We start from the raw sequence: 25,494 nt of genomic DNA, 5'->3' as shown, positions 1-25,494 counted from the left end.
CCGGCGCCTGAGATGGCTCCGACTGCATCATGCAAAATGTTTCGATCCCGGCGGCGCTGATTGCCGGCCTCGTCAGCTTCCTCTCCCCTTGCGTCCTGCCGCTGGTCCCGCCCTACCTGATCTATCTGACGGGCGCGACGATCGAGCATGTCGAAAGCAACGAGCCCGCATCAGTCTCGAAACGCGCGATCATGATGTCGGCGCTCCTGTTCGTGCTCGGCTTCTCCACGGTGTTCGTGGCGCTCGGCGCCAGCGCCTCGCTGATCGGCGGGCTGATCCGCGCCTGGTCGGCCGAACTCTCGATCCTCGCCGGCATCGTCATCATCGTCATGGGCCTGCATTTCCTCGGCCTGACGCGTATCGGCATCTTGATGCGCGAGGGACGCTTGACCGCGCCCAAGCCCGTCGGCCTCTGGGGTGCTTATGTGATGGGGCTCGCCTTTGCCTTTGGCTGGACGCCCTGCATCGGCCCGATCCTCGCCGCGATCCTCTCGGTCGCCGCCGCCGAAGCGACGGTGACGAAAGGCGCCGGCCTGCTCGCGGTCTATTCGGCCGGCCTCGGCATCCCCTTCCTGATCGCCGCTCTCATGATCGAGCAATTTTCGACCCTGTTCGCGCGCATGAAGGGCCATCTCGTCAATGTCGAGCGCGCCATGGGCGTCCTGATGGTGATCACCGGCATCGGCTTCCTCACCGGCGCGGTCTCGAATGTGAGCATCTGGCTGCTGGAGACGTTTCCGGCGTTGCAGACGATCGGTTAGGCCTCCGCCGCAAACCGCGCCAGCGCCTCGCGATCGATCTCGATCCCGAGACCTGGACTATCTGGCACCTGCACGATGCCGTTCTTGTGCTCGATCGGTTGTTTGAGGATCGCCTGCCGGATCGGATGTTCGGTGCGGTCGAACTCAAGCATCGGTTCGAGCGGGGCCAGCGAGGTCGGCGTGTGCGACGGCAGCACCGCGAGGAGCTGAAGCGAGGCCGCGATCGCAATCCCAGTGCCCCAGACGTGCGGATTGTAGCGGATGCCGAACGCCTCGCTCATGTCGGCGATCTTCTTGCATTCGGAAAGACCACCCGCCGCGCAGGTGTCGGGCTGGGCGATGTCGAGCGCATGCGCGGCGAACAAATCGCGGAAGCCGAAGCGCGTGAATTCGCACTCGCCGCCGGCGACCGGAATCGTGAGCGCGGATTTCACCGCGCGATAGCCCGCGACGTCCTCCGGCGGCACCGGCTCCTCGAACCATCCGATGTCATGGCGCTCGATCAGGCGGCCGAGCCGGATCGCCGCGACAGCGTCATAGGCGTGGTTCGCATCGACCATCAGCGCGACATCGGGCCGATCGCCTCGCGCACCGCGCGGGTGACCGCGGCATCCTCGGCGATGCCGAAACCGACCTTCAGCTTCACGGCGCGGAATCCTTCGACGGCATAACCCGCAGCTTCCTCCGGCAGATAGGTCAGCGGATCGCCTGACTCGCGCCGGTAGAGACCGGTCGCATAGGCCGCAACCTCCTTGCGCGCGGCGCCGCCGAGAAGCTGGTGCACGGGCACGCCAAAATGCTTGCCCTTGATGTCCCATAACGCGATGTCGATGCCGCTCAGCCCCTGGATCACGACGCCCTTCTGGCCGTGATCCCGCAGGCGCGCGTAGACCATCTGCCACAGCACGTCGGTGCTCAATGGATCCTCGCCGATCAGCCACGGAGCGATACTCTGCACCACCGCCGCCGTGATGCGCGCCGGGCCGTAGCATTCACCCCATCCGACAAGACCATTGTCGGTCTCGATCTCGACCAGCATCGCGGTGCGCGTGTCGTACCAGGCGCGCGAATAGGCAAAGGGCTGCGACAGCTTTGCTTCGAGAATGTGCGTGCGAACCCTTGTGATCTTCATGGCCGGCCTCCGTTCATCGCGCCTCGTCCAGCGCGCAAATCACCGTGCAGACCACGCCGCGGGGCAGGAAGTCGACCGTGGCCTCGCCGCCGAGCTGGTCGCGCGCGCTGCGCTCGATCAGGCGCGAGCCGAAGCCGCGTTGCACCGGCGCCGTCACCGGCGGTCCGCCGATCTCGGTCCAGATCAGGCGCAGCCGCGGCTTCGGCGCCTCGGCAAGGACCTCCCACTCCAGCGTCACCCGGCCGGTCTCGTTGGACAGCGCACCGTATTTTGCAGCGTTGGTGGCGATCTCGTGCACGATCATAGACAGCACCACGGCGAGCCGCGGCGACAGCGGCACCGCGGGTCCGGCCATGCGGATGCGCTCTGGATTGTTCAGCAGGAACGGCTGGAGCGCGCGGGTGATCACGTCCCGTAGCTCGGAGCCTGCCCATTTCTCCTGGCTGAGCAAATTATGCGCCTCGGCCAGCGCGCCGAGCCGACCCTCGAACTTCGTCCGCTCGTCCCGGCTGGCGCTGCGGAAGGTCTGCACCGCGATCGCCTGCATCAAGGCGAGCGTGTTCTTGACGCGATGGTTGAGTTCGTCGATCAGGAGATCGTGCAGCATTTCGCCGCGCGCGATCGTGGTCGCCATCCTGACCGCGAAGGTCAGGCCGGTCAGCAGCAGGATGCCGCCGATAAAACTGGTGATCGCGATGTTGCGCCAGAGCGGCGCGATCAGCGAGCTCTCGGCGACGCCGGCCACGATGGTCCAGCCGGTGAGCCGCGACCTCGTATAGACGGTGGACAACGCAATACCGTCGAGCGAAACCGTCGAGAGCGCGGCCTCCGGCGTGCGCAACATACTCTCATACAGTGTGCCGGTAGCCCGTTTGCCGAACGTCTCCGTAGGGTTCGGCGTGCGCGCGAACACGATGGCCCTGGTGTCGAGCAGGGAAACCGTCCACTCCCGGTCGGGCCGTTGCTTCTCGACCAGATCCTGAAAGATGCTGACCGGCGGGCTGAAGCAGAGGTCGTAGATCACTTCGCCGTCGCGGAGCACCGGAACCTCGACCGTGAGCACCTGCCGGCTGTTGATCGCGCCGGTGAACAGGTCGGAATACTGCGGCGACTTGGTCGCAAACACCTTTTCGATGATCTCCAGGTGGCCGCGTGGCTGCAGGCTGGCGGTGTCGTCCGTCGCGGAGGAGAACAACAGTCGGCCCTTGCGATCGGAGATCAGCACCAGGCCGCCCTTGCCGTACTGGTCCACGAAGCCGAGGGCGATGCGGCGGAAGTTCTGGAAGTCGTCGTTGCGCAGCGAATTCGTCAGCGCAAGCACTTGCAGGCCGCCGGTCATCCGCTGCACCTCGGAATCCAGCACGAGGCGCATGCTGCGCACGTTCTCCAGCACGCGGCGGGTCGCGTCGTTGCGGTCCTGCTTGTAATTGTAAACGGCAATACCGACCGCGAAGACGATCAGCGGCAACATCGTTCCCGTGACCAGAAGAGCGAGCCGGACCGGCAAAGTGAGCTTTGACAAACGCAGGCGTCCCGGTTCCAGCGCAAGGGAGCGCCGGATTTATGATTTTGGGAGACCATAAGGGCGGGATTTGCGCCGCGCCATAATTTTCGCGTCCGGACGAGCCCGCCCAGGGACAAGATTTGCAGCGCAGTCGGCGGCTGCGCCTCAGCTCATGCTGATTGCGGTCAGCAGCAGGCACATGGCGTACACGGCCGCCAGGCTGAGCCCGGCGATCCGGGCCTCTCGATATGATTTCATAACGTCAACTCCCAGAGAGGGAGGCCGCCTTCGAGGCGGCCCCCCTTACACCTGGATCAATCAATTTCCTGAACGACCGTGCGCGAGCCGGGATCCACGAGCATCACGCGATCGCCGGAGTAGACGTAGCGATACTTGGTCAGCGACGGACCCCAGTCTGCGGGAACGGCCTCGAGCTCGACATCGCCCGGCACGGCCGCGCCAACAACGATCTTTTCCTTCGTCGTCACCGGGCGAATGCGGTGCTCGGTGACGTAGGATTTGATCTTGGTTCGGTATTGCGGCTCGATCTGAACGGCCGCCGCGTGGCCGGTCCCGGTCGTCGTCACGACGGTCGATTGCGCGAAAGCACTGGTCGACATCAGGACCGCGGCGGCGGAAAGCAGGAACAACTTCTTCATCTCGTTCTCCTCGTTTGAATATGCGCCGCAACAACCCCTCATCACTGACTGCGTTCCCGGCTCAGGGAACAAATTGCCGCTTTTTCCCGTTTGTAGTTGACCGGGCTGAACGGCTCGGGCTCTGGAGGAGGACGACAAATGAAGTTGAAGATAGTAACTGCAGCACTGATGCTTGCCGCAATATCCCTGCCGGCGTTCGCCGCCGACGAGTTCTACGTCGTGCAGGACGTCAAGACCAAGAAGTGCACGATCGTCGACAAGAAGCCGACCGACACGTCCATGACCGTCGTCAGCCCGTCAGGCACGATCTACAAGTCGCGCACCGAGGCTGAAACCGGCATGAAGACCGTCAAGGTCTGCACGTCGAACTGAGGAGGATGACAAATGCCAGTTCTGATTCTCTGGGCCGTGCCGGCCGTGCTGGTGATCGGCGGCGGCATTTACCTGATCGGCCACATGCACTGAGCGGCAGTGGAAGGCGAGCGGGTCTGTGTGTGCAGCGCACAGGCCCGCAAGCCGTCTGTCGCCTGCGAGGGTCGAAGGCCCCCAGTTGCCGCGCAGCAAGTTGCAGTGCAGCAGTTCGCGAAAAGAAAAAAGGGTGGCCCTGCGACGAAGAGGACCTCCCACGCACGCGAAATGACTTCCGTCCCGGCGACGTTTTCCATACGCTTCCCTCTCGCAAGCCGCATACCGGCTGCGCTCACGGCCCGGCGACAGGGCCGGAGCATCAAAAAGGGAGGGGAGACGATGAAGCGAAGATCATTTCTCGCTGGGATCAGCGCGACCACTGCGGCGGCCGCGATTGGCATGCCGTCGATCGTCCGGGCGCAGTCGCCGATCACGCTGAACGGCGCGGTCCAGTTCAACGACGACCACGCTTTCAACAGGGCCCTGCTCCGGTTCGAAGAGCTGGTCAAGAAGTACTACGGCAAGCCTGTCAACTTCACGCTGCACAGGAACTCCTCGCTCGGCCTCGAAAAGCAGTATTTCGAGTACATGTCGCAGGGCAAGGCCGTCGATTACGGCATCGTCTCGCCGGCTCACATGTCGACCTTCGCCAAGGCGGCCCCGTTCATCGACGCGCCCTTCGTGTTCAAGGGCATCGAGCACATGAACAAGGTCGTCGAAGCCAATATCCTGGCGCCGATCGCCGACGAAGTCGCGGCCAAGGCCGAGGTCGTTCTGATCGGCTATTCCGGCGGTGGCATCCGCAACATCTTCGCCAACAAGCCGCTCAAGACTCTTGCCGACCTTAGGGGACTCAAGGTGCGCGTACAGGGCGCGCCGATCTGGTCCAAGACCTTTGCGGCCGTGGGCATGAGCCCGACGGTGATCGCCTATAACGAAATCTACAACGCGATCCAGAACGGCGTGATAGCGGCCGGCGAGAACGAGGCGGCCGGCGTCGAGGCGATGAAGTTCTACGAAGTGGCTCCGCATCTCAACCTGACCCAGCACGCTGTGTCGATACGGCCGATCTGCTTCTCGGTGAAGACGCTGAAGACCTTGCCCAAGGACTTGCAGGACGCGATCATGAAGGCCGGCAAGGAGGCCGGCGACTATGGTCGTCAACTGGAGTCGAGCGAAGAGGTCGTCAAGCTCGACACGCTGGAGAAGGCCGGCAAGCTCAAGCGCGTTCCCTTCGAGGAGCGGGACGCCATGAAGAAGCTCGCCGACCCCGTGATGGCCACCTACGCCAAGGAAATCGGCGCGGAAGGCATTTTCGAGAAGATCAACGTGGTCTGAGAACTCTCGCCGCCCACGCGACAGGACGTCGGGGCAAGCCGGACGGCTTGCCCCATTGCGTGATTGTGATCCCCCGGAGTCGTAATGACCGAAATATCGATGCCACCGAACCCGTCGCCATGGCGCCGAGCAACGGCGGCCTATGCAAAACTGCTGGAAATCCTGCTCGCCGCCTCTGTCGGCCTTCTGGTCATTCCGGTCACGTTGCAGATCATCTCGCGCTACACGCCTTTGATTCCGTCCTACATCTGGACCGAGGAAATGGCACGGTTCATGTTCATCTGGACGATCATGATCGGCGCCATGGTCGGCATCAGAGAGTCGCAGCATTTTGAAGTCGACGTCTGGCCTGACCTGTCACGCCGAAGCGAAGCCATGGTGCGGATTCTTGCGCGGCTCGGCGTGCTGGCGTTGGCGCTGGTGTTCGTATCCGCCGGCATCGAGTTCACCCGCTTTGCCTGGAACAGGACTTCGGAGCTGGCCGACCTGCCGCTTTGGCTGATCCACGTCGCCTGGCCGGTTGCCGGCGTGACCTGGATCGTGTTCGCCGGTGAACAGATTGTCGACGAGATGCGGATTCTGGTTGGGGCCAATCAATGAGCGGTAATGTTCTTTCTGCCGGACAGGCCGCGATGGTCCTGTTCGGGACTTTCGTTGGCCTGCTCATCATACGCGTGCCGGTCGCCTTCGCGCTTGGCCTTGCCTGCGTGCCGATCCTGCTGATCGAGCCGCATCTGTCGCTGATGACGCTCGCGCAGGAAACCTTCAACGCCTACAATTCGTTCATCCTGTTGGCGGTACCGTTCTTCCTGCTCACCGCCAATTTGATGAGCATCGGCGGCATCACCGACCGGCTGGTCGCGCTGTCCCGCTCGATGGTGGGGCACTGGCCGGGGTCGCTGGCGCAGATCAACGTCGTGCTGTCGGTGTTCTTTGCCGGCATCTCCGGCTCCTCCACCGCGGACGCGGCGAGCCAGTCCAAGATCTTCATCGATGCCCAGACCAAGGAGGGTTACGACCTCTCGTTCTCCATCGCCATCACCGCGGTCTCGGCCGTGCTCGCCGTCATCATCCCGCCCTCGATCCTGATGATCGTGTGGGGCGGGCTGATCTCGACCTCGATCGCCGCGATGTATCTCGCGGGCATCGTGCCGGGATTGCTGATCGCGGGAGCGCAGATGGCGACAGTGCATATCTATGCCGTGCGACGAGGTTACCCGACCTATCCGAAGGACACCTGGAGGGAGATGTGCTGCGCCATCTGGCGCTCGATACCGGCGCTGCTGACGCCGTTCATCATCGTCGGCGGCATCCTGCTGGGGTGGTTCACCGCAACGGAGTCCGCCTGCGTCGCGGTGCTTTATTCCGTGGCGCTATCGACATTCTTTTACCGTGAAACCGGCGCGCGCGAACTCTACAAGGCTTTGCTCGACACCGGCCGTCTCGCGGGTGTCGCGCTGTTCTGCGTGGGCACCGCGAGCGCGTTCGGCTGGCTGCTGGCCTACTACAGGATCCCGCAGGAGCTGCTGGCCAACGTCTCGACCTGGGGCATGGGCGCGATCGGGGCCGGCTTCTTCATTGCGCTCTGCTTTCTGGTGGTGGGCTGCTTCCTCGACGCCATTCCGGCGATCATCATCGTCGGTACCGTTCTCGAACCGCTGGCGAAATCGGTTGACCTTCATCCGGTGCAGTTTGCGATCATCTCGATCGTCTCGCTGGCCTTCGGGTTGGTGACGCCCCCTTATGGCCTGTGCTTGATGATCGCCTGCTCGATCGCCGGGGTGCGGCTGCGCTATGCGCTGAAGGACACGGTGATCATGCTGATCCCCATGCTGCTCGTGCTGGCGGCACTCATCATTTGGCCCAGCGTTTCCCTGTTCCTGCCGCGCCTGATCGTGCCGGAGATGTTGAAATGAGCGGGGCTTGATCCCGCGGCTCTGATGCCGCGGGATCGGTGCATTTTGTCTAGAGATTGCTCTCGGTGATCGCGGCGTAGACCATGCTGCGCAGCTCGCGCCGGAGCGGGTAGGCGCTCGACGGCAGCACCTGCGTCATGAAGATGGTGATCAGTTCTTCGGCCGGGTCGATCCAGAACGACGTCGTGGCCGCGCCGCCCCAATTGTATTCACCGGGGCTGCCGGCGACCAATGTCTCGGCCGGGCGCATGGTCACGGCGAAGCCGAGGCCGAAGCCGATGCCGTTATAGGCAGCTTCCGCAAACAACGAGCGCGACACTTCCGGCAGCGCGCGTCCACCCGGAATGTGGTTGGCCGTCATCAGTGCCAGTGTCTTCGGCCCGATCAGCCTGACGCCGCCGAGCTCGCCGCCGTTGAGCAGCGCGCGGCAGAAGGTGAGATAGTCGGCCGTCGTCGAGCACAGCCCGCCGCCGCCCGAGATCAGGGACGGCGGTGACAGGAACGAGCTCTTGGTCGGATCATCCTGCAAGGTCAGGCCCTCGCGACGCTGGCCGGCATGGAAGGTCATGCCGCCACCCGGGTCGGCCGAGTAACAGGCGGCGAACCGGTGGGCCTTGGAAGCCGGCACGTGGAAATCGGTGTCGGTCATGCCGAGTGGATCGAGAATGCGTTGTTTCAGGAACTGCTCGAAGGGTACGCCGGAGATCTTGCCGACGAGGTAGCCGAGCACGTCGGTCGAAACCGAGTAGTTCCAGGCCTCGCCCGGCGAGAACTCCAGCGGGATTTTGGCAAGGCTCTCGATCATGGTCTGGAGCGTGCCGGATTTCTCGACCTCGCCGATCTTTTCAGCGCGATAGGCGGCATCGACGTTCGAGCGCTGCTGGAAACCGTAGGTGAGGCCGGAGGTGTGGCGCAGGAGGTCGACGATCAGCATCGGCCGCGACGGCGGCCGGGTCAGGAAGGAAGGCGCGGTGCCGGCAACGAACACGCCGAGATCCTTCCATTCCGGAATGTACTTGGCGACGGGCTCATCGATCGCAACGAGGCCTTGCTCGACCAGCATCATGAAGGCGACGCTGGTGAGCGGCTTGGTCATGGAATAGATGCGATAGATCGTGTCGTCCTTGACGGGCAGCTTGCGCTCGACGTCGGCAAAACCCTGCACCGTACTGTGGGCGATCTTGCCACGGCGATAGACCAGGAGATGCGTGCCCGGGAAGCGGCCGGCATCGATGTACCGGCTCTTCAGATGCGCATCGACGCGGTCGAGCGCCGCCTTGGACATGCCGACGGATTCGGGCGAGGCGGGGGTGGGGGCGAGCATCAGTTCCTCCGAGCAGTTTTGTCCGCCGTTGATAGCCGAAAAGGCGGTCTCATTCCAAGCCGGTCGCGCTTAACGCCGGCCGGCTGTTTGGTGTAGGCTTCGCCTTGGAACGCCTCCAAGCAGCCCAAAAGATCCCCAACGGGCCAATGAGAAAACGCAGGCAAACGCACCATGACCCAGTTCAACGAAACCGAACTCACCGAAGCCGTCGTCCGGAGCTTTGACCAGACACCTGACCCGCGCGCGAAATTCCTGCTCCAGGAATTGGTGAAATCGCTGCACGATTACGTGAGCAAGACCGGCGTCACCTTCGCGGAATGGGAATACGCCATCGATTTCCTGACCCGCACCGGCCAGAAATGCACGGACACCCGGCAGGAATTCATCCTCCTGTCCGACGTGCTCGGCGTCTCTATGCTGGTCGACGCAGTCAACCATCGCGAGCGCGAGGGCGCCACCCAGACCACCGTGCTCGGGCCGTTCTATGTCGGCGAGCACAAGGTGACGGCGCACGGCACCGACATCTCTCCGAACAATCAAACCGGCGAACGGATGTTCGTGCAGAGCCGTGTCACCGATCTCAAGGGCAAGCCGCTCGCGAATGTCCCTGTCGACGTCTGGCACGCTGACGATGACGGCTTCTACGACTCGCAGAAGCCGAACTATGACGAGGTCGGCGCCTCGGCGCGGGCGCGCTTCATCACCGACAGCGATGGCCGCTTCTTCTTCCGCACCATCCTGCCGTGCAGCTATCCGATCCCGACCGACGGCCCGGTCGGCGAGATGATCGTGCAGACCAACCGCCACCCGATGCGCCCGGCGCATGTGCACTTCCTGGTCAATGCCAAGGGCTACGAGCCGCTGATCACCCACGTCTTCATGGACGGCGACAAATATCTGGATTCCGACGTGGTGTTCGGCGTGAAGGACGACCTCGTCGCCAAGGTCGAGCCGCGCAAGGATGCGGCGATGCCCGACGGCAGCAAGGCGAACGGGCAGTGGCATCTGATGAGCTACGAATTTCACCTCAAGCCCGGCGGCGGCAGGGCGCCGAAGCCGCTGGGGACAAAGGCGGAGGAGCACGCCTGACCGTCAGGTGCGAGCAGCGCGCGCCGCCCTCTCATCTCCCGATAAAGGCCGCCAGCTCGTCAGGCGTCCCCATCGGAAAGGCTTCTTTCATGAAGTCGAGGAAGGCGGAGACGCGCGCGCTCAACAGCCGGCGCGATGGATAGAGCGTCCACAATGCGATCTCCGGTCCGTCGATGTCGCCCCAATGCACCAGCGTGCCGGCAGCCAGGTCGTGACTGACCAGTGATACCGGAAGGCGTGCGGCGCCGACGCCGGCCCGGACCGCATCGCGGACCATGACGAGCGATGACAGGCGAAGGACCGGATCAATCGCGATGCGCGATTGTCCACTTGGCACCGTCACGTCCCAGCTTGTTTTCCGGTCGCCCGCTCCGCGCATGACAGCCGGCACAGCGATACCCTCCCTCGGCCGTTTCAGGTTCGGGCTCGCCACCACCACCAGCCGATCGCGCAGAAAGATTCGTCCGACAAGGCTGTCATCCGGATCGGGATTGACCCGAATGACGAGGTCATAGCCTTCCTCCACCATGTCGACGGAGCGATCTTCCGTCGTGACCTCAAGACGGATCTCCGGATATCTGAGCGCGAATCCGGCCGCGAGGTTTCCCATCGCAGTCTGCGAGAACAGCATAGGCGCGCTGATCCGCAAGCGCCCCCGCGGCCTGTCCCCACCCGACGCGATTGCTGTCGCCGTCTCGTCGAGCTCGGTGAGCAAGGCTCCCGTCCGCTCGTAAAGGGCGCGCCCTTCTTGCGTGAGTTTCAGGGTGCGCGCGCCGCGCTCGAACAGGCGGAGGTCGAGGGCGGCCTCCAGCTCGGCGACCCGCCGGGACAGGGTGGCTTTCGGGCGGCCGGCGGCCCGTGCGGCCCGTCCGAACCCGCCGTGCCGGGCAACGAGATTGAAATCGGCGAGTGCGAGCAGGTCCATTGTTCCACCAGTGAGACAGTCTGTCCAAATATAGCGGCTATCGGTTCTTTTGTGGATCACTAATTTCCCGGATGTCTTCTGACCCAACCCGGAGTGATCCCCATGACCATCCTCGTTACCGGTGCAACCGGCACCATCGGCCGCCACGTCGTCGAACAGCTCGTCAAGCGCGGCGCCGATGTCCGTGCTCTCGCCCGCGAGCCTGCCAAGGCAAACCTCCCGGCAGGCGTTACCGTCGTGCAGGGCGACCTGCTCGACGTCGACGCGCTCCGCAGCGCGTTCGAGGGCGTCTCGACCCTGTTCCTGCTCAACGCGGTGGTGCCGGATGAATTCACGCAGGCGCTGATCGCGCTCAACGTGGCCCGCGACGCCGGCGTCGAGCGGGTCGTGTACCTCTCGGTGATCCACAGCGATCGCTACGTCAACGTCCCGCACTTTGCCGGCAAGTTCGGCGTCGAGCGGATGATCGAGCAGATGGGCTTCAACGCCACCATCCTGCGCCCCGCCTATTTCATGAACAACGATGTCACGATCAAGGACGTGGTGAGCGGATACGGAATCTATCCGATGCCGATCGGCAGCAAGGGGCTCGCCATGATCGATGCGCGCGACATCGGCGAGATCGCGGCCCTCGAGCTCATCCGTCGTGAGCGCGCCGCAACGCCGCTTCCGCTCACGCGCATCAATCTCGTCGGCCCTGATACGCTGACCGGCGCGAAAGCCGCCGCCGTCTGGTCGGAGGTGCTGGGCCGCACGATTGCCTATCCCGGTGACGATACCGCCGGCTTCGAGAAGAGCCTCAGGCAGTTCATGCCGAGCTGGATGGCTTATGACATGCGGCTGATGAGCGAACGTTTCCTCACTGAGGGAATGGTCCCGGAGGCCGGCGACGTCGAGCGGCTGACCGCGCTGTTGGGCCGTCCGCTGCGCTCCTATCGCGACTTCGTCTCCGAGATCACGGCCACTGCCTGACGGCAGGGGCACGTCCCCATCACGACAACGAGGAATGCTATCATGATCTCTTCAACCGCCACTGTTCCGGTGAATCCGGAAGGCGCAACGAAGATATTGGTGCTTGGAGCGACCGGTGCCACCGGTCGCCTGATCGTCAACCAGGCGGTGGCGCGAGGCTACGATGTCACCGTGCTGGTGCGTTCCGCTGAGAAGGCACGTGACATCACGGGGGCGAAGCTCATCATCGGAGACGCCCGCGATGAAACAGCCCTGCGCGAAGCCCTCAAAGGCCGTGATGCCGTGGTCAGTGCGCTGGGTACATCGGTAAGCCCGTTCCGCGAGGTGACGCTTCTCTCGACCGCGACGCGCGCGCTCGTGAGCGCGATGAAGGCCGAGCAGGTCTCGCGGCTGGTTTGCATCACGGGGATGGGCGCCGGCGACAGTGCCGGGCATGGCGGCTTTATCGCCGACAACGTGTTCTTTCCGCTTCTCCTGAAGAAGGTGTACGCCGACAAGGACCGGCAGGAAGCCATCGTCAGGGAGAGCGGGCTGGACTGGGTCCTGGTTCGCCCCTCGATCCTGAACAACAAGCCCGGGCGCGGGCCGATCCGGGCCCTGACGGATCTTTCGGGCTTCCATGGCGGCAGCATTGCGCGCGAAGACGTTGCGACATTCGTGCTCGATCAGGTGCGCAACGATACTTGGCTGCATCGCTCTCCGCTCATCACGTGGTGACGCTTGCGTGGCGACACTCCTGATCAGCGCGCATGCAACATCGCAAGCAGGACCACGACGACGCAGGCGAGCGCCGCCGTGGTCAATTTCCAGAACATCAGCGGGCTGCGCTCCAAAAGCGGCGTGATCCGCGTGTCGAGATAGGCCGGATTGGGCGTCCGAAGCTCGAACACGAATTCAGACAAATCCTCGTGCCGCTTGTAGGGATCCGGATGCAGCGCACGTCTGAGCGCGCCGTCGACCCAGGCAGGCACGTTGCTGTCGTCGTCGGCCGGGCGATATTTGAGCCTCCGCACGTCCGCCTTGCGCCGGATCCTCGCGATTTGCGTGCCATAGGGCAGCTTTCCCGTCAGCATCTGGTAGCAGATCACGGCCAGCGAAAACATGTCGGAGCGCGGCGAGCCGCCTTGCCCAAGAAAATATTCCGGCGCCGTGTACTGGACCGTTCCCAGAATTTCGTCGGTCTCGTCCTGCGGGGCCGCCTCCGCGACGCCTGCCACCTTGACCGATCCGAAGTCGATGATCTTCGCGGTGCCGGTCTTGTCGATCAGGATGTTGTCGGGCCTGAGGTCCTGATGCAGCATTTCCATGCGATGGAAGGCGCGCAGGCCCGCGGCGATCTGCTCGACCAGTCCGCGGACGGTTTCGAGATCGGGGCGTGGATTGTCCGTCATCCATTGCCGCAAGGTCTGACCTTCGACGAATTCGGTCGCGACATAGAGATAGCCACGCCGTTTCGACTGCGACAACGGCTTCAGCACATGCGGGCTGTCGATCCGGCGCGCGATCCACTCCTCCATCAGGAAGCGTTTGAGGTATGCGGCATTGTCGCGCAAATCGATCGAGGGAAGCTTCAGCGCGACCGGCTCCTCGGTCACCGCGTCGACGGCAAGGTAGATGTGGCTGCGGCTGCTGGCGTGGATTTCGCGGACGATCCTATAGCCGTCGAAGATGGCCCGCGGCTCCGGCAGCGGGGGAAGCGGCAGCTGGGTGGTCTGGTTGAAGATGCCGGCCGGCTCGCGCTGCGGCACCGCATCGACGCGGAGGATCTGGACCGTGATGTTGTCGTCGCTGCCGCGCCGGTAGGCTTCCTCGACGATTGCCTTCGCCGCTCCGTCGAGCTCGGCTGCATGCTCGCTGAGCGCGCTCGTGATGAAACGCGCGTCGACGAATTCATAGGCGCCGTCGGTCGCCAGCAGGAACGTGTCGCCAGTCTCGATCTCGAAACTCTGATAGTCGATCTCGAGCTGCGGATTGATGCCGAGCGCACGGCCGAGATAGGTCTGCTCCGAGGACACGATGATCCGGTGATCATCGGTCAGCTGCTCGAGCGCCTTGCCCGCCACGCGGTAGACGCGACAGTCGCCGACGTGAAAGATGTGCGCGGTGGTCGCCTTGATGACCATGGCGCTCAGGGTGCAGACATAACCCTTGTCGCGGTCATAGGCATATTGGCTCTTGCGCGTCTGCGCGTGCAGCCAGGAATTGGTCGCGTCCAGCACCCGACGGGCGGAGGTCTTCACCGTCCAGGATTCCGACGTGCAGTAATAGTCCATCAGGAAGCTCTTGACCGCCGACTCGCTGGCGATCTGGCTCACCGTGCTGCTCGAGATGCCGTCGGCGAGGACGGCCGCAATGCCTTTCAGGCTCAGCATCGGTTCGTCCGGAACGAGGACGCCGTGAAAATCCTGGTTGATGGGCTTGCGACCCTTGTCGGAATGCTGGCCGACCGAGATCTGAAGTCCGCGGGTCATCGTCATCACCGGCAAAAGGAGAGCCTCACCCTGATCGGGCGAGGCTCTCCTGTCGAGACGTATCAGGCCGCGACGCGGGGCGAGGTGGCCTTGCCCGCCTGGCGCTTCGGCTGGGTCAAGACGTGCGTGGCGTAGAGGGTCATGCCGGTGAAGGCGAGGCCGCCGACGAGATTGCCGAGCACCGTCGGGATCTCGTTCCAGATCAGATAGTCCATGATCGAAAACTTCGCGTGCAGCATCAGGCCGGAGGGGAACAGGAACATGTTCACGACGGAATGTTCGAACACCATGTAGAAGAACACCAGGATCGGCATCCACATCGCGATGACCTTGCCGGGGACCGAGGTGGAGATCATGGCGCCGACGACGCCGGTCGAGACCATCCAGTTGCAGAGCATTCCGCGGATGAACAGCGTCGCCATGCCGGCCGCGCCGTGCGCGGCGTAGCCGAGCGTGCGGCCTTCGCCGATATTGCCGATCGCCGTGCCGACCTTGTCCGGATCCTGCGTGAAGCCGAAAGTCGTGACGAAGGCCATCATGAAGGCCACCGTCAGGGCGCCTGCGAAATTGCCGACGAAGACGAGGCCCCAGTTCCGCAGCACGCCGCCGAAGGTGACGCCCGGGCGCTTGTCGATCAGCGCCAGCGGCGCCAGCACGAACACGCCGGTCAAAAGGTCGAAGCCCAACAAATAGAGCATCGAGAATCCGACCGGGAACAGCAGCGCGCCGATCAGCGGCTGCCCCGTGTTCACGTTGATGGTGACGGCAAACCAGGCGGCGAGCGCGAGGATGGCGCCGGCCATATAGGCGCGGATGATGGTATCGCGGGTGGACATGAAGACTTTGGACTCGCCCGCATCCACCATCTTGGTGACGAATTCCGAAGGCGCGAGATACGACATCAATGGTTCCTTTTGCTTCCTTGTGAGATCGACACACTCTGCGTGAGCGCGACTGAACATCATTGGCCGTGCGGGCTGGTTGCCGCGCGTAAGCCGGAGAGATTTGGAAGCTCTGGGAATCGCGTCACGAGGATGAAGCCGGGAGGGCCGCGAAGCAGATGAGCTTCCGTGCTGCAGCCGCCTGAGGCTGCAGCATTGCGGTCGAGCCGCAGTCTTCGTTGACGCGAAATTTAATGCAAATTGCGTGCCGCGCGTTGGGCTCATAAGAACTGAGCGATATCAATAACATATAGCTTTTCATGACTCGGCTTTTGCGGGCCGAGTGGCCTGTTGCTTAAGCGGCTGCACAACTCTTGTGCGCCGCACAAATGTTGAGCAGGTCGCAAATTTCACGAGCGGAGCAGACCTGCGACAGACTGGCGCGGCATACATAAGCTATTGATATCGTTTTGTTTTCAGCTGCGTCACGCTTGGCATGAAGCTTGAATAGTTCCAAGCCGACGCCATTGAAGCCGTCCCGCGAGACTTCTCATCCGAATTGCCGACGCCACCAGACGGGGGTCTCCCCGTCGCGCGTTCGCATGCGCTGCTTCAGGCGTCGCCGGACGGACGGGCTGCTCGTGTGCACTGACACAATCATTCTGCAACGACGCAAAGGACGACACCGCCTATGACCAAGCGCACCCGCCGGCCGTCGGACACTGGCCTCAGCCGCCGTCAATTGTTGAAGGCCGCCGGTTCGACCGCCGCACTCCTGGCCGCCGTGAAGCTGAATTTCCCAGCCGGCGCCTTCGCGCAGGACGCCGGACCGGAGGTCAAGGGCGCAAAGCTTGGCTTCATCGCGCTGAGCGATGCCGGCCCCTTGTTCGTCGCCAAGGACAAGGGCCTGTTCGCCAAATACGGCATGCCCGACACCGACGTGCAGAAGCAGGCCTCCTGGGGCACCACGCGGGACAATCTCGTGCTCGGCTCGGAAGGCAACGGCATCGACGGGGCGCATATCTTGACCCCGATGCCGTATCTGATCTCGGCCGGCAAGGTGACGCAGAACAACCAACCGACGCCGATGTACATCCTGGCGCGGCTCAATCTCGACAGCCAGTGCATCTCCGTTGCCAGTGAATATGCCGACTTGAAGCTCGGCGTCGACGCCACGCCCTTCAAGGCGGCGCTGGAGAAGAAGAAGGCCTCGGGCAAGGCCGTGAAGGCCGCGATGACCTTCCCCGGCGGCACGCACGACCTCTGGCTCCGCTATTGGCTTGCCGCCGGCGGCATCGATCCGGACAAGGACATCGAGACCATCGTGGTGCCGCCTGCGCAGATGGTGGCCAACATGAAGGTCGGCACGATGGACTGCTTCTGCGTCGGCGAGCCCTGGAACCTGCAGCTGATCCACCAGAACATCGGCTACACCGCGATCACGACCGGCGAGCTCTGGAACAAGCACCCGGAAAAATCCTTCGGCATGCGCGCCGCCTTCGTCGACAAATATCCGAAGGCCGCGAAGGCGCTGCTGATGGCGGTGATGGAAGCGCAGCAATGGTCCGACAAGGCCGAGAACAAGGCCGAGCTTGCCGCCATCATGGGTAAGCGGCAGTGGATGAACTGCCCCGTCGAAGACGTGCTCGACCGCACCGCCGGCAAGTTCGACTACGGCCTTCCGGGCAAGGTGGTCGAGAATTCGCCGCATATCATGAAGTATTGGCGCGACTTCGCCTCCTATCCGTTCCAGAGCCACGACCTCTGGTTCCTCACCGAGGACATTCGCTGGGGCAAGTATGAGGCGAATTTCGACACCAAGGCGCTGATCGCCAAGGTCAACCGCGAAGACATGTGGCGCGACGCGGCCAAGACGCTCGGCATCGCAAGCGCCGAGATCCCGACCTCCACCTCGCGCGGCAAGGAGACCTTCTTCGACGGCAAGGTGTTCGATCCGGAAAATCCGGCTGCCTATCTGAAGTCGCTCGCGATCAAGCGCGTCGAAGTCTGATGGAGCCAGCGGCCGCCTGCGGGCGGCCGCACCGTCTTTTGCAGCCGGAGAGATATTGCGATGAACATGCCCGCTACCAAGATCGAGGTTGAGACCGCGAAGCTCGCGAGCGCTGCCGCGCCGGTCGTCGCGATGACGCCGAAGCGGCCGCCGCGTTCGGAGACTTACGCGCGGATGGCGCGGGAGACTGCCGTGCGCGTCATCCCGCCGCTGGTCGTGATCGCGCTCTTGCTTCTGGTGTGGGAGCTGGTCTGCCGCCGCGCCGGCTCGGCACTGCCGCCGCCGTCGAAGGTGTTCAAGGACACGAAGGAATTGATCCTCGATCCGTTCTTCGATCATGGCGGCATCGACAAGGGGTTGTTCTGGCACCTCTCCGCCAGCCTCCAGCGCGTCGCCTTCGGCTATTCGCTCTCGGCGATTGCCGGCATTGCGCTCGGCGTGCTGGTCGGGCAATCGGTCTGGGCGATGCGCGGGCTCGATCCGCTATTCCAGGTCTTGCGCACGATCCCGCCGCTGGCCTGGCTGCCGCTGTCGCTCGCCGCGTTCCGTGACGGACAGCCCTCGGCGATCTTCGTCATCTTCATCACCTCGATCTGGCCGATCATCATCAACACCGCGGTCGGCGTCCGCAACATCCCGCAGGATTATCGCAACGTCGCGGCGGTGGTGCAGCTCAACCCGCTCGAATTCTTCGCCAAAATCATGATTCCGGCCGCCGCCCCCTACATCTTCACCGGGCTTCGCATCGGCATCGGTCTCTCCTGGCTCGCCATCGTTGCGGCCGAGATGCTGATCGGCGGCGTCGGCATCGGCTTCTTCATCTGGGACGCCTGGAACTCCTCGCATATCAGCGAAATCATCCTGGCGCTGTTCTATGTCGGCATCATCGGCTTCGTGCTCGACCGCCTGATCGCGGGCGCCGGCAAGATCGTCACCCGCGGTACCGCGCTGAACTGAAGGGGAAGCACATGACCGCTTATCTGAAGCTCGACCACATCGACAAGATTTTTACCCGCGGCGCTGCCTCCACCGAGGTGCTGAAGGATATCAATCTCACCATCGAGAAGGGCGAATACGTCTCGATCATCGGCCATTCCGGCTGCGGCAAGTCGACCCTGCTCAACATCATCGCAGGCCTGACCAACGCCACCACCGGCGGCGTGCTGCTGGAGAACCGCGAGGTGAACTCGCCGGGGCCGGATCGTGCGGTGGTGTTCCAGAACCACAGCCTGCTGCCCTGGCTGACCGTGTACGAGAACGTCCGGCTCGGCGTCGACAAGGTCTTTGCCAAGACCAAGAAGCGCGCCGAACGCGATGCCTGGGTCATGCACAATCTCAACCTCGTGCAGATGGCCCATGCCAAGGACAAGCGGCCCTCGGAAATCTCCGGCGGCATGAAGCAGCGTGTCGGCATTGCCCGCGCGCTTGCCATGGAGCCGAAAGTATTGCTGCTCGACGAGCCTTTCGGCGCGCTCGACGCCCTGACCCGTGCGCATTTGCAGGATTCGGTGATGGCGCTGCATCAGAAGCTCGGCAACACCATTTTGATGATCACCCACGACGTGGACGAGGCGGTGCTGCTGTCCGACCGTATCGTCATGATGACGAACGGGCCGAGCGCGCGCATCGGCGAGGTGCTGGAGGTGCCGCTGGCGCGCCCGCGCAAGCGGCTCGATCTCGCGACCAACACGACTTATCTCAAGTGCCGGCAGCGCGTGCTCGAATTCCTCTATGAGCGTCACCGCTTCGTCGAGGCCGCGTAAACGCGTCACCAACAGGTGCTGACGCCACGCCTAATTTTGAATCATCAAGCTCAATCCTTGTGCGCCGCACAGGGATTGAGCGAATCGCAAAATTTGCGTGCGAAATAGTCCTGCAAAAATTCGGAGCACTCCGAACAAGCGCCTGAATTTCCTGCGTTTCCGGAATGCGCGCAGTTGGCACGGAAATTGAAGCACCAACTGCGACGCCAACGACGACGTCCCTCAACATCATCAATCAGCATCGTAACTCGCCACCGGGGTGAAGCCTCGGAGCGCGCCTCCGTGGCCGGAGGCTGAGCCTGCAACGACGCAGCGGTGAGCCTGGAAGGGATACTCAATGACGAAGAATCCAACTTGGATTTCCGACTGGCGCCCCGAAGATGAGGCGTTCTGGAACGCGACTGGCAAGACGATCGCGCGACGCAACCTGATCTGGTCGATCGTGGCCGAACATATCGGCTTCTCGGTCTGGCTGATCTGGAGCATCGTCACCACCAAGCTGCCGCAGGCGGGCTTCCACTACACCACCGACCAGCTGTTCCAGCTCGTCGCGGTGCCCGGGCTGATCGGCGCGTTGATGCGCTTTCCCTATACCTTCGCGGTGACGACCTTCGGCGGTCGCAACTGGACCATTTTCAGCGCGGCAATCCTGTTCATTCCGACGCTCTCTCTCGCCTATTTCGTCGGCCAGCCCGACACGCCGTTCTGGCTGATGCTGCTGATTGCCTCGACCGCCGGTCTCGGCGGCGGCAATTTTGCCTCCAGCATGACCAACATCTCGTTCTTCTTCCCCGACCGGATGAAGGGGTGGGCGCTGGGACTGAATGCAGCTGGCGGCAATATCGGCGTCTCCAGCGTGCAGCTCCTGACCCCGATCCTGATGACGCTCGCCGTCATCAACCTGTTCCAGGCAACGCCGGTCGATGGTGTTTTTCTTCAGAATGCCGGCCTGATGTGGGTGCTGCCGATCGCGATCGCGGTGTTCGGCGCAGTGTTCTTCATGAACAACCTGACCACGGCCAAGTCGTCGATCAAGAACCAGCTCGCGGTGGTCAAGCGCAAGCACACCTGGATCATGGCGTATCTCTATATCGGCACGTTCGGCTCCTTCATCGGCTACTCGGCGGCATTTCCGCTGCTGATCAAGACCCAGTTCCCGCAAGTCACGATTGCGATCGCGTTCCTGGGACCGCTGGTCGGCTCGCTGTCGCGGCCGCTCGGCGGCTGGCTTGCCGACAGGATCGGCGGCTCGGTCATCACGTTCTGGAATTTCATCGTGATGGCCGGCGCGACGATCGGCGTGCTCTACTTCGTCGGGCACAAGGATTTCATCGGCTTCCTGTCGATGTTCCTGGTCCTGTTCGTGACGACGGGCATCGGCAACGGCTCGACCTATCGCATGATCCCCTCGATCTTCCGCGAGCAGAATCTGTTCAGGGTGCGCGGCAAGGGCGATACGGAGCGCGCGGCCGCCTTGAAGACGGCGAGCATCGAGAGCGGTGCTGCGGTCGGCTTCATCGGCGCGGTCGGTGCCGTCGGCGGCTATCTGATCCCGACCGGGTTCGGCAAGTCGATCGCGCTGACCGGTGGACCGCAGCTCGCGCTCGCGATCTATCTCGGCTTCTACGCCTCCTGTCTCGCGCTGACCTGGTGGTTCTATCTGCGTCGCAGCCCGCAGGGCGAAGGCGCCTCAAGCCTCGCCGGCGCGCGAGTTTAACACTTGGTACGAATCTCGCTTCTCCCCGTACGCGGGGAGAAGCATTGCCCGACAGTTTGACAATGAACCTGGTTCGCAATGGCGCGCACCAAGGCAAACCCAACAGGCAGGAGAACATCATGACGCCAGAACAGATCACCCTCGTCCAACAGAGCTTCGCCAAGGTCGCGCCGATTTCCGCGCAGGCCGCGGTGCTGTTCTACGATCGCCTGTTCGAGGTGGCGCCGTCCGTGCGCGCGATGTTCCCCGAGGACATGAGCGAGCAGCGCAAGAAGCTGATGGGCATGCTCGCCGCCGTCGTCGGCGGTCTGTCGAACCTGGACTCGATTCTTCCCGCGGCGTCAGCGCTTGCGAAGCGTCACGTCGCCTACGGCGCCAAGGCCGAGCACTACCCCGTGGTCGGCGCGACCTTGCTGTGGACCCTGGAGAAGGGCCTCGGCGAAGCCTGGACGCCCGAACTCGCTACCGCCTGGACCGACGCCTACGGCGTGTTGTCCGGCTACATGATTTCCGAGGCCTACGGCGCACAGTCGCAGGCCGCCGAATAGGAGATGCGTTGTGAGTGAACCGCTGGTCATCGTCGGTAACGGTATGGCGGCCGCGCGTCTGGTCGACGAGCTCGCCAAGACCTCGCTCGGCCGCTACGCGGTCGCCGTGATCGGCGAAGAGCCGCGGCTCGCTTACAACCGCGTTCTGCTCTCCTCCGTGCTGGCCGGCGAGACCGGCTCGCACGAGATCGAACTGCGGCCCGCCGACTGGTGGCGCCATCGCGGCGTCACGGTGCGCTACGGCTATCGCGTCACCGAGATCGATACCGGCCGACGCGAGCTCAAGATCGAAGGCGAAGAAAGCATGGAATATTCCAAGCTCGTGCTCGCCGTCGGCTCGACGCCGCTGCGGCTCAACGTGCCGGGCGCCAATCTCGTCGGCGTGCACACCTTCCGCGACACCCGCGACGTCGATCTGCTGCTGACGCTCGCTGCCGCAAGGAAGCGCGTCGTCGTGGTCGGCGGCGGTCTGCTCGGACTCGAAGCGGCTTACGGCCTTGCCAAGGCCGGAGCGCCCGTGACGCTGCTGCACCTGATGGACCGGCTGATGGAGCGCCAGCTCGATGCACCCGCTGCCGACCTGCTCAAGACGCTGGTCGAGCGCAAGGGCATTCGCATCCTGCTCAATGCATCCACAGCGCGCATCCACGGCGAGGGCCATGTCGAAGCGGTCGAGCTTGCCGACGGCAGCCGCATCGAGGCCGATGCCGTGATCTTCGCCGCCGGCATCAGGCCCAACATTGCCCTCGCCAAGGACGCCGGCATCGCCGTCAACCGCGGCATCGTCGTCAACGACGAGATGCAGACGGCGTCACCCGATATCTACGCGCTCGGCGAGTGCGCCGAGCATCGCGGCACCTGCTACGGCCTCGTCGAGCCTGCTTACGAGCAGGCGCGCGTGCTGGCGCGACATCTCGCCGGCCGTCCCGCGGCCTATCAGGGCAGCGTGGTCTCGACCAATCTGAAGGTGTCGGGGGTCAGCGTGTTCTCCGCCGGCGACTTCATGGGCGGGGAGGGCAGCGAGAGCCTCGTGCTGTCGGACCGCAGGCGTGGCACCTACAAGAAGCTCGTCATCGCCGAGGGCCGGCTCACCGGCGCCCTGCTGATCGGCGATACCGTCGATGCGCTCTGGTATCTCGAACTGATCCGCAACCGCGAAAAGGTGGCGGCGATCCGCGCCGACATGATGTTCGGCCGCGCGCTCGCGCGTCCTTCCAAAGCGGCTTGATTGAGGCGGCTTGATATGACGGCGATCGATCCCACGCTCCGTGCCACCAAGACGACCTGTCCGTATTGCGGCGTCGGCTGCGGCGTGCTCGCGACGCCGGACGGCAAGGGCGGCGCGGCGATCGCGGGCGATTCCGATCATCCTGCCAATTTCGGCCGGCTGTGCTCCAAGGGCTCGGCGCTCGGCGAGACCGTCGGGCTGGAAAGTCGGCTGCTCTATCCGATGATCCGCTGCAAGGGCGTGCTCGAACGCGTCGCCTGGAGCGATGCGCTCGATCACGTCGCCCACCGCATGCAGCACATCGTCGCGCGCGACGGCGCCGACGCGGTCGCATTCTATCTCTCCGGCCAGCTCCTGACCGAGGACTATTACGTCGCCAACAAGCTGATGAAGGGCTTTGTCGGCACCGCCAACGTCGACACCAATTCGCGGCTCTGCATGTCGTCCTCGGTCGCCGGTTACCGCCGCGCCTTCGGCGCCGACACCGTGCCCGGCTGCTACGAGGATCTCGACCAGGCCGATCTTCTGGTGTTCGTCGGCTCGAATGCCGCCTGGTGCCATCCCGTGCTGTTCCAGCGTATGTTGAAGAACCGTGGGGAGCGCGGCGCCCGCATGATCGTGATCGATCCGCGCCGCACCGACACCGCGACCGACGTCGATCTGTTCCTGGGCCTCAAGCCGGGGACCGACACGGCGCTGTTCTCCGGCCTGTTGGTTCACCTCGCCGACAATGGTGCGCTCGATCAGGATTACATCGCGCAAAACACGTCGGGCTTTGACGACGCGCTGGCGCGCGCCCGCAGCATCGCCGGCAGCGTCACCGCGACCGCACTGGCGACCGGCCTTTCCGAGCAGGACGTTGCCACCTTCTTCAAGATGTTCCGCGACACGCCCCGCGTCGTCACGCTGTACTCGCAAGGTGTCAACCAGTCGGCGCAGGGCACCGACAAGGTCAACGCGATCCTGAACTGCCATCTTGCCACGGGCCGCATCGGCAAGCCCGGCGCCTCGCCGTTCTCGCTCACCGGCCAGCCCAACGCGATGGGCGGTCGCGAGGTCGGCGGCCTCGCCAACCAGCTCGCCGCACACATGAACTTCACGCCGCCGGACATCGATCGCGTGCGGCGGTTCTGGAAGGCGCCGCGCATCGCCACCCATGAAGGGTTGAAGGCGGTGCAGCTGTTCGAAGCCATCAACCGCGGCGAGGTCAAGGCGCTGTGGGTGATGGGCACCAACCCCGCCGTGTCGCTGCCCGACGCCGACTTCGTGCGCGAGGCGCTGAAGAAGCTCGAGTTGTTCGTGGTCTCCGAGAACGTGCTCTCCAACGATACGGTCGATGCCGGCCCGCACGTGCTGCTGCCGGCGCTCGCCTGGGGCGAGAAGTCAGGCACCGTCACCAATTCCGAGCGCCGCATCTCGCGCCAGCGTTCGTTCCTGCCGGCGCCCGGCGAGGCACGGCCGGACTGGTGGATCCTGAGCGAAACCGCAAAACGCCTCGGCTTCGGTGACAGTTTCAGTTACAAATCCGCCGCCGACATCTTCCGCGAGCACGCAGCGCTCTCGGCGTTCGAGAACGACGGCAGCCGCGACTTCGATATCGGTGCGCTGACCACGCTGTCGGATGAAGCCTTCGATGCCTTGAAGCCTGTGCAGTGGCCCGCGCGCGAAGGCGAGGCGCCCGGCGAGCGCTTTTTCGCGGCCGGCGGCTTCTTCACCAACGACGGCAAGGGCCGGTTTGTCGCACCGGAGGTGCCGGCGCTGCGTGGCGAGACCGGACCGTCGCGGCCGCTGCGGCTCAATACCGGGCGCATCCGCGACCAGTGGCACACCATGACGCGCACGGGCCTCAGCCAGCGGCTCGGCGCGCATCTGCCCGAGCCGTTCGTCGAGATTCATCCCGACGATGCCAACAAATACAACATTGTCCATGACGGCTATGCCCGCATCACGACCGACTATGGCCAGTGCACTCTCAAGGCCGTCGTCAGCGACCGCCAGCAGCGCGGCACGCTGTTCGCGCCGATCCACTGGAGTGCGATGAACGCCTCGCACGGTCGCGTCGGGGCGCTGGTTGCACCGTTCACCGATCCGTTCTCGGGGCAGCCGGAGTCCAAGGCGACACCGGCGGCGATTTCGCCTTATGAATACGTCTTCCGCGGCTTTGCGTTGTCGCGCAAGCAGCTGGAGCTGCCGCCAAACCTGATGTGGACCCGCGTCACTGTTACCGGCGGCTTCGGCTATCTCTTCGCCGACAATGCGGACCTGTCGCGCTGGCCGGCCTGGCTCGGTGGCGTTGCCGGCGAGGACGTCGCCGACTATCGCGACTTCGGCGGCGGCGTTTATCGCGCGGCGTCGTTTGCCGGCGACCGCATCGAAACCTGCCTGTTCGTCGGCCCCGCGCATGATGCCGGCGACTGGGAGGTGGTGAAGAGCCTGTTCGTCGCCGACCACGTCACCGACGAGCAGCGGCGTATGCTGCTGTCGGGCAAGTCCAGCGAGGGCGCGGCTTCGACCGGTCCGGTCGTCTGCGCCTGCTTCGGCGTCGGCCGCGGCACCATCTGCGACACCATCGTCGCAGGCGCGCGCACGGCCGCCGAGATCGGCGCAAAGCTCAAGGCCGGCACCAATTGCGGCTCCTGCATCCCCGAGCTGAAGCGCCTGATTGCGACCACCGAGGTGGCGCCAGTGAAGCAGGCGAAAGTCGCGGGCGCGGCGAGGTAGGGGTCTCTCATCATCGTCGTCCTGGCGAAAGCCAGGACCCATTACCCCGGTCAGCGTTTGTCGAAGCCCGTTGTGGCCACTATCACCCGTAACAACTTCTCCCTGTGGTAATGGGTCCTGGCTCCC

21 protein-coding genes and 1 pseudogene are annotated in these 25,494 nt (G+C 63.9%); 15 read left to right on the top strand and 7 right to left on the bottom strand.

Annotation, left to right across the window (positions count from 1 at the left end; translation table 11 throughout):
- The first annotated feature begins 29 nt into the window (after positions 1-29).
- Positions 30-761, top strand: a complete 732-nt coding sequence (locus AC0L3J_RS09675; RefSeq protein WP_456765378.1) for a cytochrome c biogenesis CcdA family protein — start codon at positions 30-32, stop codon at positions 759-761.
- On the opposite strand, the pseudogene AC0L3J_RS09670 reads toward AC0L3J_RS09675, so the two are convergent.
- The 3 genes and pseudogenes from AC0L3J_RS09670 to AC0L3J_RS09660 all read right to left on the bottom strand — a co-directional run bounded on the left by AC0L3J_RS09670 (position 758) and on the right by AC0L3J_RS09660 (position 4,056).
- Positions 758-1,893, bottom strand: a pseudogene (locus tag AC0L3J_RS09670) (mandelate racemase/muconate lactonizing enzyme family protein). The gene AC0L3J_RS09675 and the pseudogene AC0L3J_RS09670 overlap by 4 nt on opposite strands.
- 13 nt (positions 1,894-1,906) lie before the next feature.
- Positions 1,907-3,364, bottom strand: a complete 1,458-nt coding sequence (locus AC0L3J_RS09665; protein ID WP_456769681.1) for a sensor histidine kinase — start codon at positions 3,362-3,364, stop codon at positions 1,907-1,909.
- 347 nt (positions 3,365-3,711) lie between these two features.
- On the bottom strand, positions 3,712-4,056 hold the full coding sequence (locus AC0L3J_RS09660; RefSeq protein ID WP_456765376.1) for a DUF1236 domain-containing protein: 345 nt from the start codon (positions 4,054-4,056) through the stop codon (positions 3,712-3,714).
- Positions 4,057-4,194: 138 nt separating this feature from the next.
- Between AC0L3J_RS09660 and AC0L3J_RS09655 the strand changes: the two genes are divergently transcribed.
- The 4 genes from AC0L3J_RS09655 to AC0L3J_RS09640 all read left to right on the top strand — a co-directional run bounded on the left by AC0L3J_RS09655 (position 4,195) and on the right by AC0L3J_RS09640 (position 7,718).
- Entirely contained in the window at positions 4,195-4,428 is a 234-nt protein-coding gene (locus AC0L3J_RS09655; protein WP_247360044.1) for a hypothetical protein, read from the top strand.
- A gap of 375 nt (positions 4,429-4,803) precedes the next feature.
- Complete coding sequence (locus AC0L3J_RS09650) at positions 4,804-5,802, top strand: TRAP transporter substrate-binding protein (RefSeq protein WP_456765375.1); 999 nt, start codon at positions 4,804-4,806, stop codon at positions 5,800-5,802.
- A gap of 84 nt (positions 5,803-5,886) precedes the next feature.
- Entirely contained in the window at positions 5,887-6,402 is a 516-nt protein-coding gene (locus AC0L3J_RS09645; protein ID WP_456765374.1) for a TRAP transporter small permease, read from the top strand.
- Positions 6,399-7,718, top strand: a complete 1,320-nt coding sequence (locus AC0L3J_RS09640) for a TRAP transporter large permease (RefSeq protein ID WP_473346825.1) — start codon at positions 6,399-6,401, stop codon at positions 7,716-7,718. The genes AC0L3J_RS09645 and AC0L3J_RS09640 overlap by 4 nt, the downstream gene beginning before the upstream one ends.
- Before the next feature lie 49 nt (positions 7,719-7,767).
- Here AC0L3J_RS09640 and AC0L3J_RS09635 read toward each other — a convergent pair whose 3' ends face one another.
- A complete protein-coding gene (locus tag AC0L3J_RS09635) occupies positions 7,768-9,042 on the bottom strand; it encodes a serine hydrolase domain-containing protein (protein ID WP_456765373.1) in 1,275 nt (424 codons plus the stop codon).
- A 171-nt stretch (positions 9,043-9,213) separates the two neighbouring features.
- Between AC0L3J_RS09635 and AC0L3J_RS09630 the strand changes: the two genes are divergently transcribed.
- Positions 9,214-10,131 (top strand): intradiol ring-cleavage dioxygenase, encoded by a 918-nt coding sequence (locus AC0L3J_RS09630; RefSeq protein ID WP_456765372.1) that lies wholly within the window; start codon positions 9,214-9,216, stop codon positions 10,129-10,131.
- Between the two features lie 31 nt (positions 10,132-10,162).
- Here AC0L3J_RS09630 and AC0L3J_RS09625 read toward each other — a convergent pair whose 3' ends face one another.
- Positions 10,163-11,056: a LysR family transcriptional regulator gene (locus AC0L3J_RS09625; RefSeq protein ID WP_473346860.1), complete on the bottom strand. Its 894-nt coding sequence runs from the start codon at positions 11,054-11,056 to the stop codon at positions 10,163-10,165.
- 102 nt (positions 11,057-11,158) lie between these two features.
- Here AC0L3J_RS09625 and AC0L3J_RS09620 point away from each other — a divergent pair, with 102 nt between their 5' ends.
- Both AC0L3J_RS09620 and AC0L3J_RS09615 read left to right on the top strand, forming a co-directional pair.
- Positions 11,159-12,028, top strand: a complete 870-nt coding sequence (locus tag AC0L3J_RS09620; RefSeq protein WP_456765371.1) for an SDR family oxidoreductase — start codon at positions 11,159-11,161, stop codon at positions 12,026-12,028.
- Positions 12,029-12,070: 42 nt separating this feature from the next.
- On the top strand, positions 12,071-12,745 hold the full coding sequence (locus tag AC0L3J_RS09615; RefSeq protein WP_456765370.1) for an NAD(P)-dependent oxidoreductase: 675 nt from the start codon (positions 12,071-12,073) through the stop codon (positions 12,743-12,745).
- Positions 12,746-12,768: 23 nt separating this feature from the next.
- On the opposite strand, the gene AC0L3J_RS09610 is transcribed toward AC0L3J_RS09615, so the two are convergent.
- Together AC0L3J_RS09610 and AC0L3J_RS09605 are read right to left on the bottom strand one after the other, a co-directional pair.
- The gene (locus AC0L3J_RS09610) at positions 12,769-14,505 is read right to left on the bottom strand and encodes a bifunctional protein-serine/threonine kinase/phosphatase (RefSeq protein WP_456769680.1); all 1,737 of its coding nucleotides are present in this window, start codon (positions 14,503-14,505) and stop codon (positions 12,769-12,771) included.
- Positions 14,506-14,561: 56 nt separating this feature from the next.
- A complete protein-coding gene (locus tag AC0L3J_RS09605; RefSeq protein ID WP_456765369.1) occupies positions 14,562-15,401 on the bottom strand; it encodes a formate/nitrite transporter family protein in 840 nt (279 codons plus the stop codon).
- A gap of 670 nt (positions 15,402-16,071) precedes the next feature.
- Between AC0L3J_RS09605 and AC0L3J_RS09600 the strand changes: the two genes are divergently transcribed.
- The 7 genes from AC0L3J_RS09600 (at position 16,072) to AC0L3J_RS09570 (ending at position 25,368) form a co-directional block, all read left to right on the top strand.
- A complete protein-coding gene (locus AC0L3J_RS09600; RefSeq protein ID WP_456765368.1) occupies positions 16,072-17,391 on the top strand; it encodes a CmpA/NrtA family ABC transporter substrate-binding protein in 1,320 nt (439 codons plus the stop codon).
- Positions 17,392-17,451: 60 nt separating this feature from the next.
- On the top strand, positions 17,452-18,348 hold the full coding sequence (gene ntrB, locus AC0L3J_RS09595; protein ID WP_456765367.1) for a nitrate ABC transporter permease: 897 nt from the start codon (positions 17,452-17,454) through the stop codon (positions 18,346-18,348).
- An 11-nt stretch (positions 18,349-18,359) separates the two neighbouring features.
- A complete protein-coding gene (locus AC0L3J_RS09590; protein WP_456765366.1) occupies positions 18,360-19,154 on the top strand; it encodes an ABC transporter ATP-binding protein in 795 nt (264 codons plus the stop codon).
- A gap of 337 nt (positions 19,155-19,491) precedes the next feature.
- Positions 19,492-20,871, top strand: coding sequence for an MFS transporter (locus AC0L3J_RS09585; RefSeq protein WP_456765365.1), 1,380 nt, complete (start codon positions 19,492-19,494; stop codon positions 20,869-20,871).
- A gap of 119 nt (positions 20,872-20,990) precedes the next feature.
- A complete protein-coding gene (locus tag AC0L3J_RS09580; RefSeq protein ID WP_456765364.1) occupies positions 20,991-21,419 on the top strand; it encodes a globin family protein in 429 nt (142 codons plus the stop codon).
- Between the two features lie 10 nt (positions 21,420-21,429).
- Entirely contained in the window at positions 21,430-22,647 is a 1,218-nt protein-coding gene (locus AC0L3J_RS09575; protein WP_456765363.1) for an NAD(P)/FAD-dependent oxidoreductase, read from the top strand.
- Between the two features lie 15 nt (positions 22,648-22,662).
- Positions 22,663-25,368, top strand: coding sequence for a molybdopterin-dependent oxidoreductase (locus AC0L3J_RS09570; protein WP_473346821.1), 2,706 nt, complete (start codon positions 22,663-22,665; stop codon positions 25,366-25,368).
- Positions 25,369-25,494 lie beyond the last annotated feature (126 nt).

Source organism: Bradyrhizobium sp. Kon37 (genome assembly GCF_055807535.1).
The sequence above is the reverse complement of the archived record's forward strand: the minus strand, read 5'-3'. Positions and strand labels throughout refer to the sequence as shown.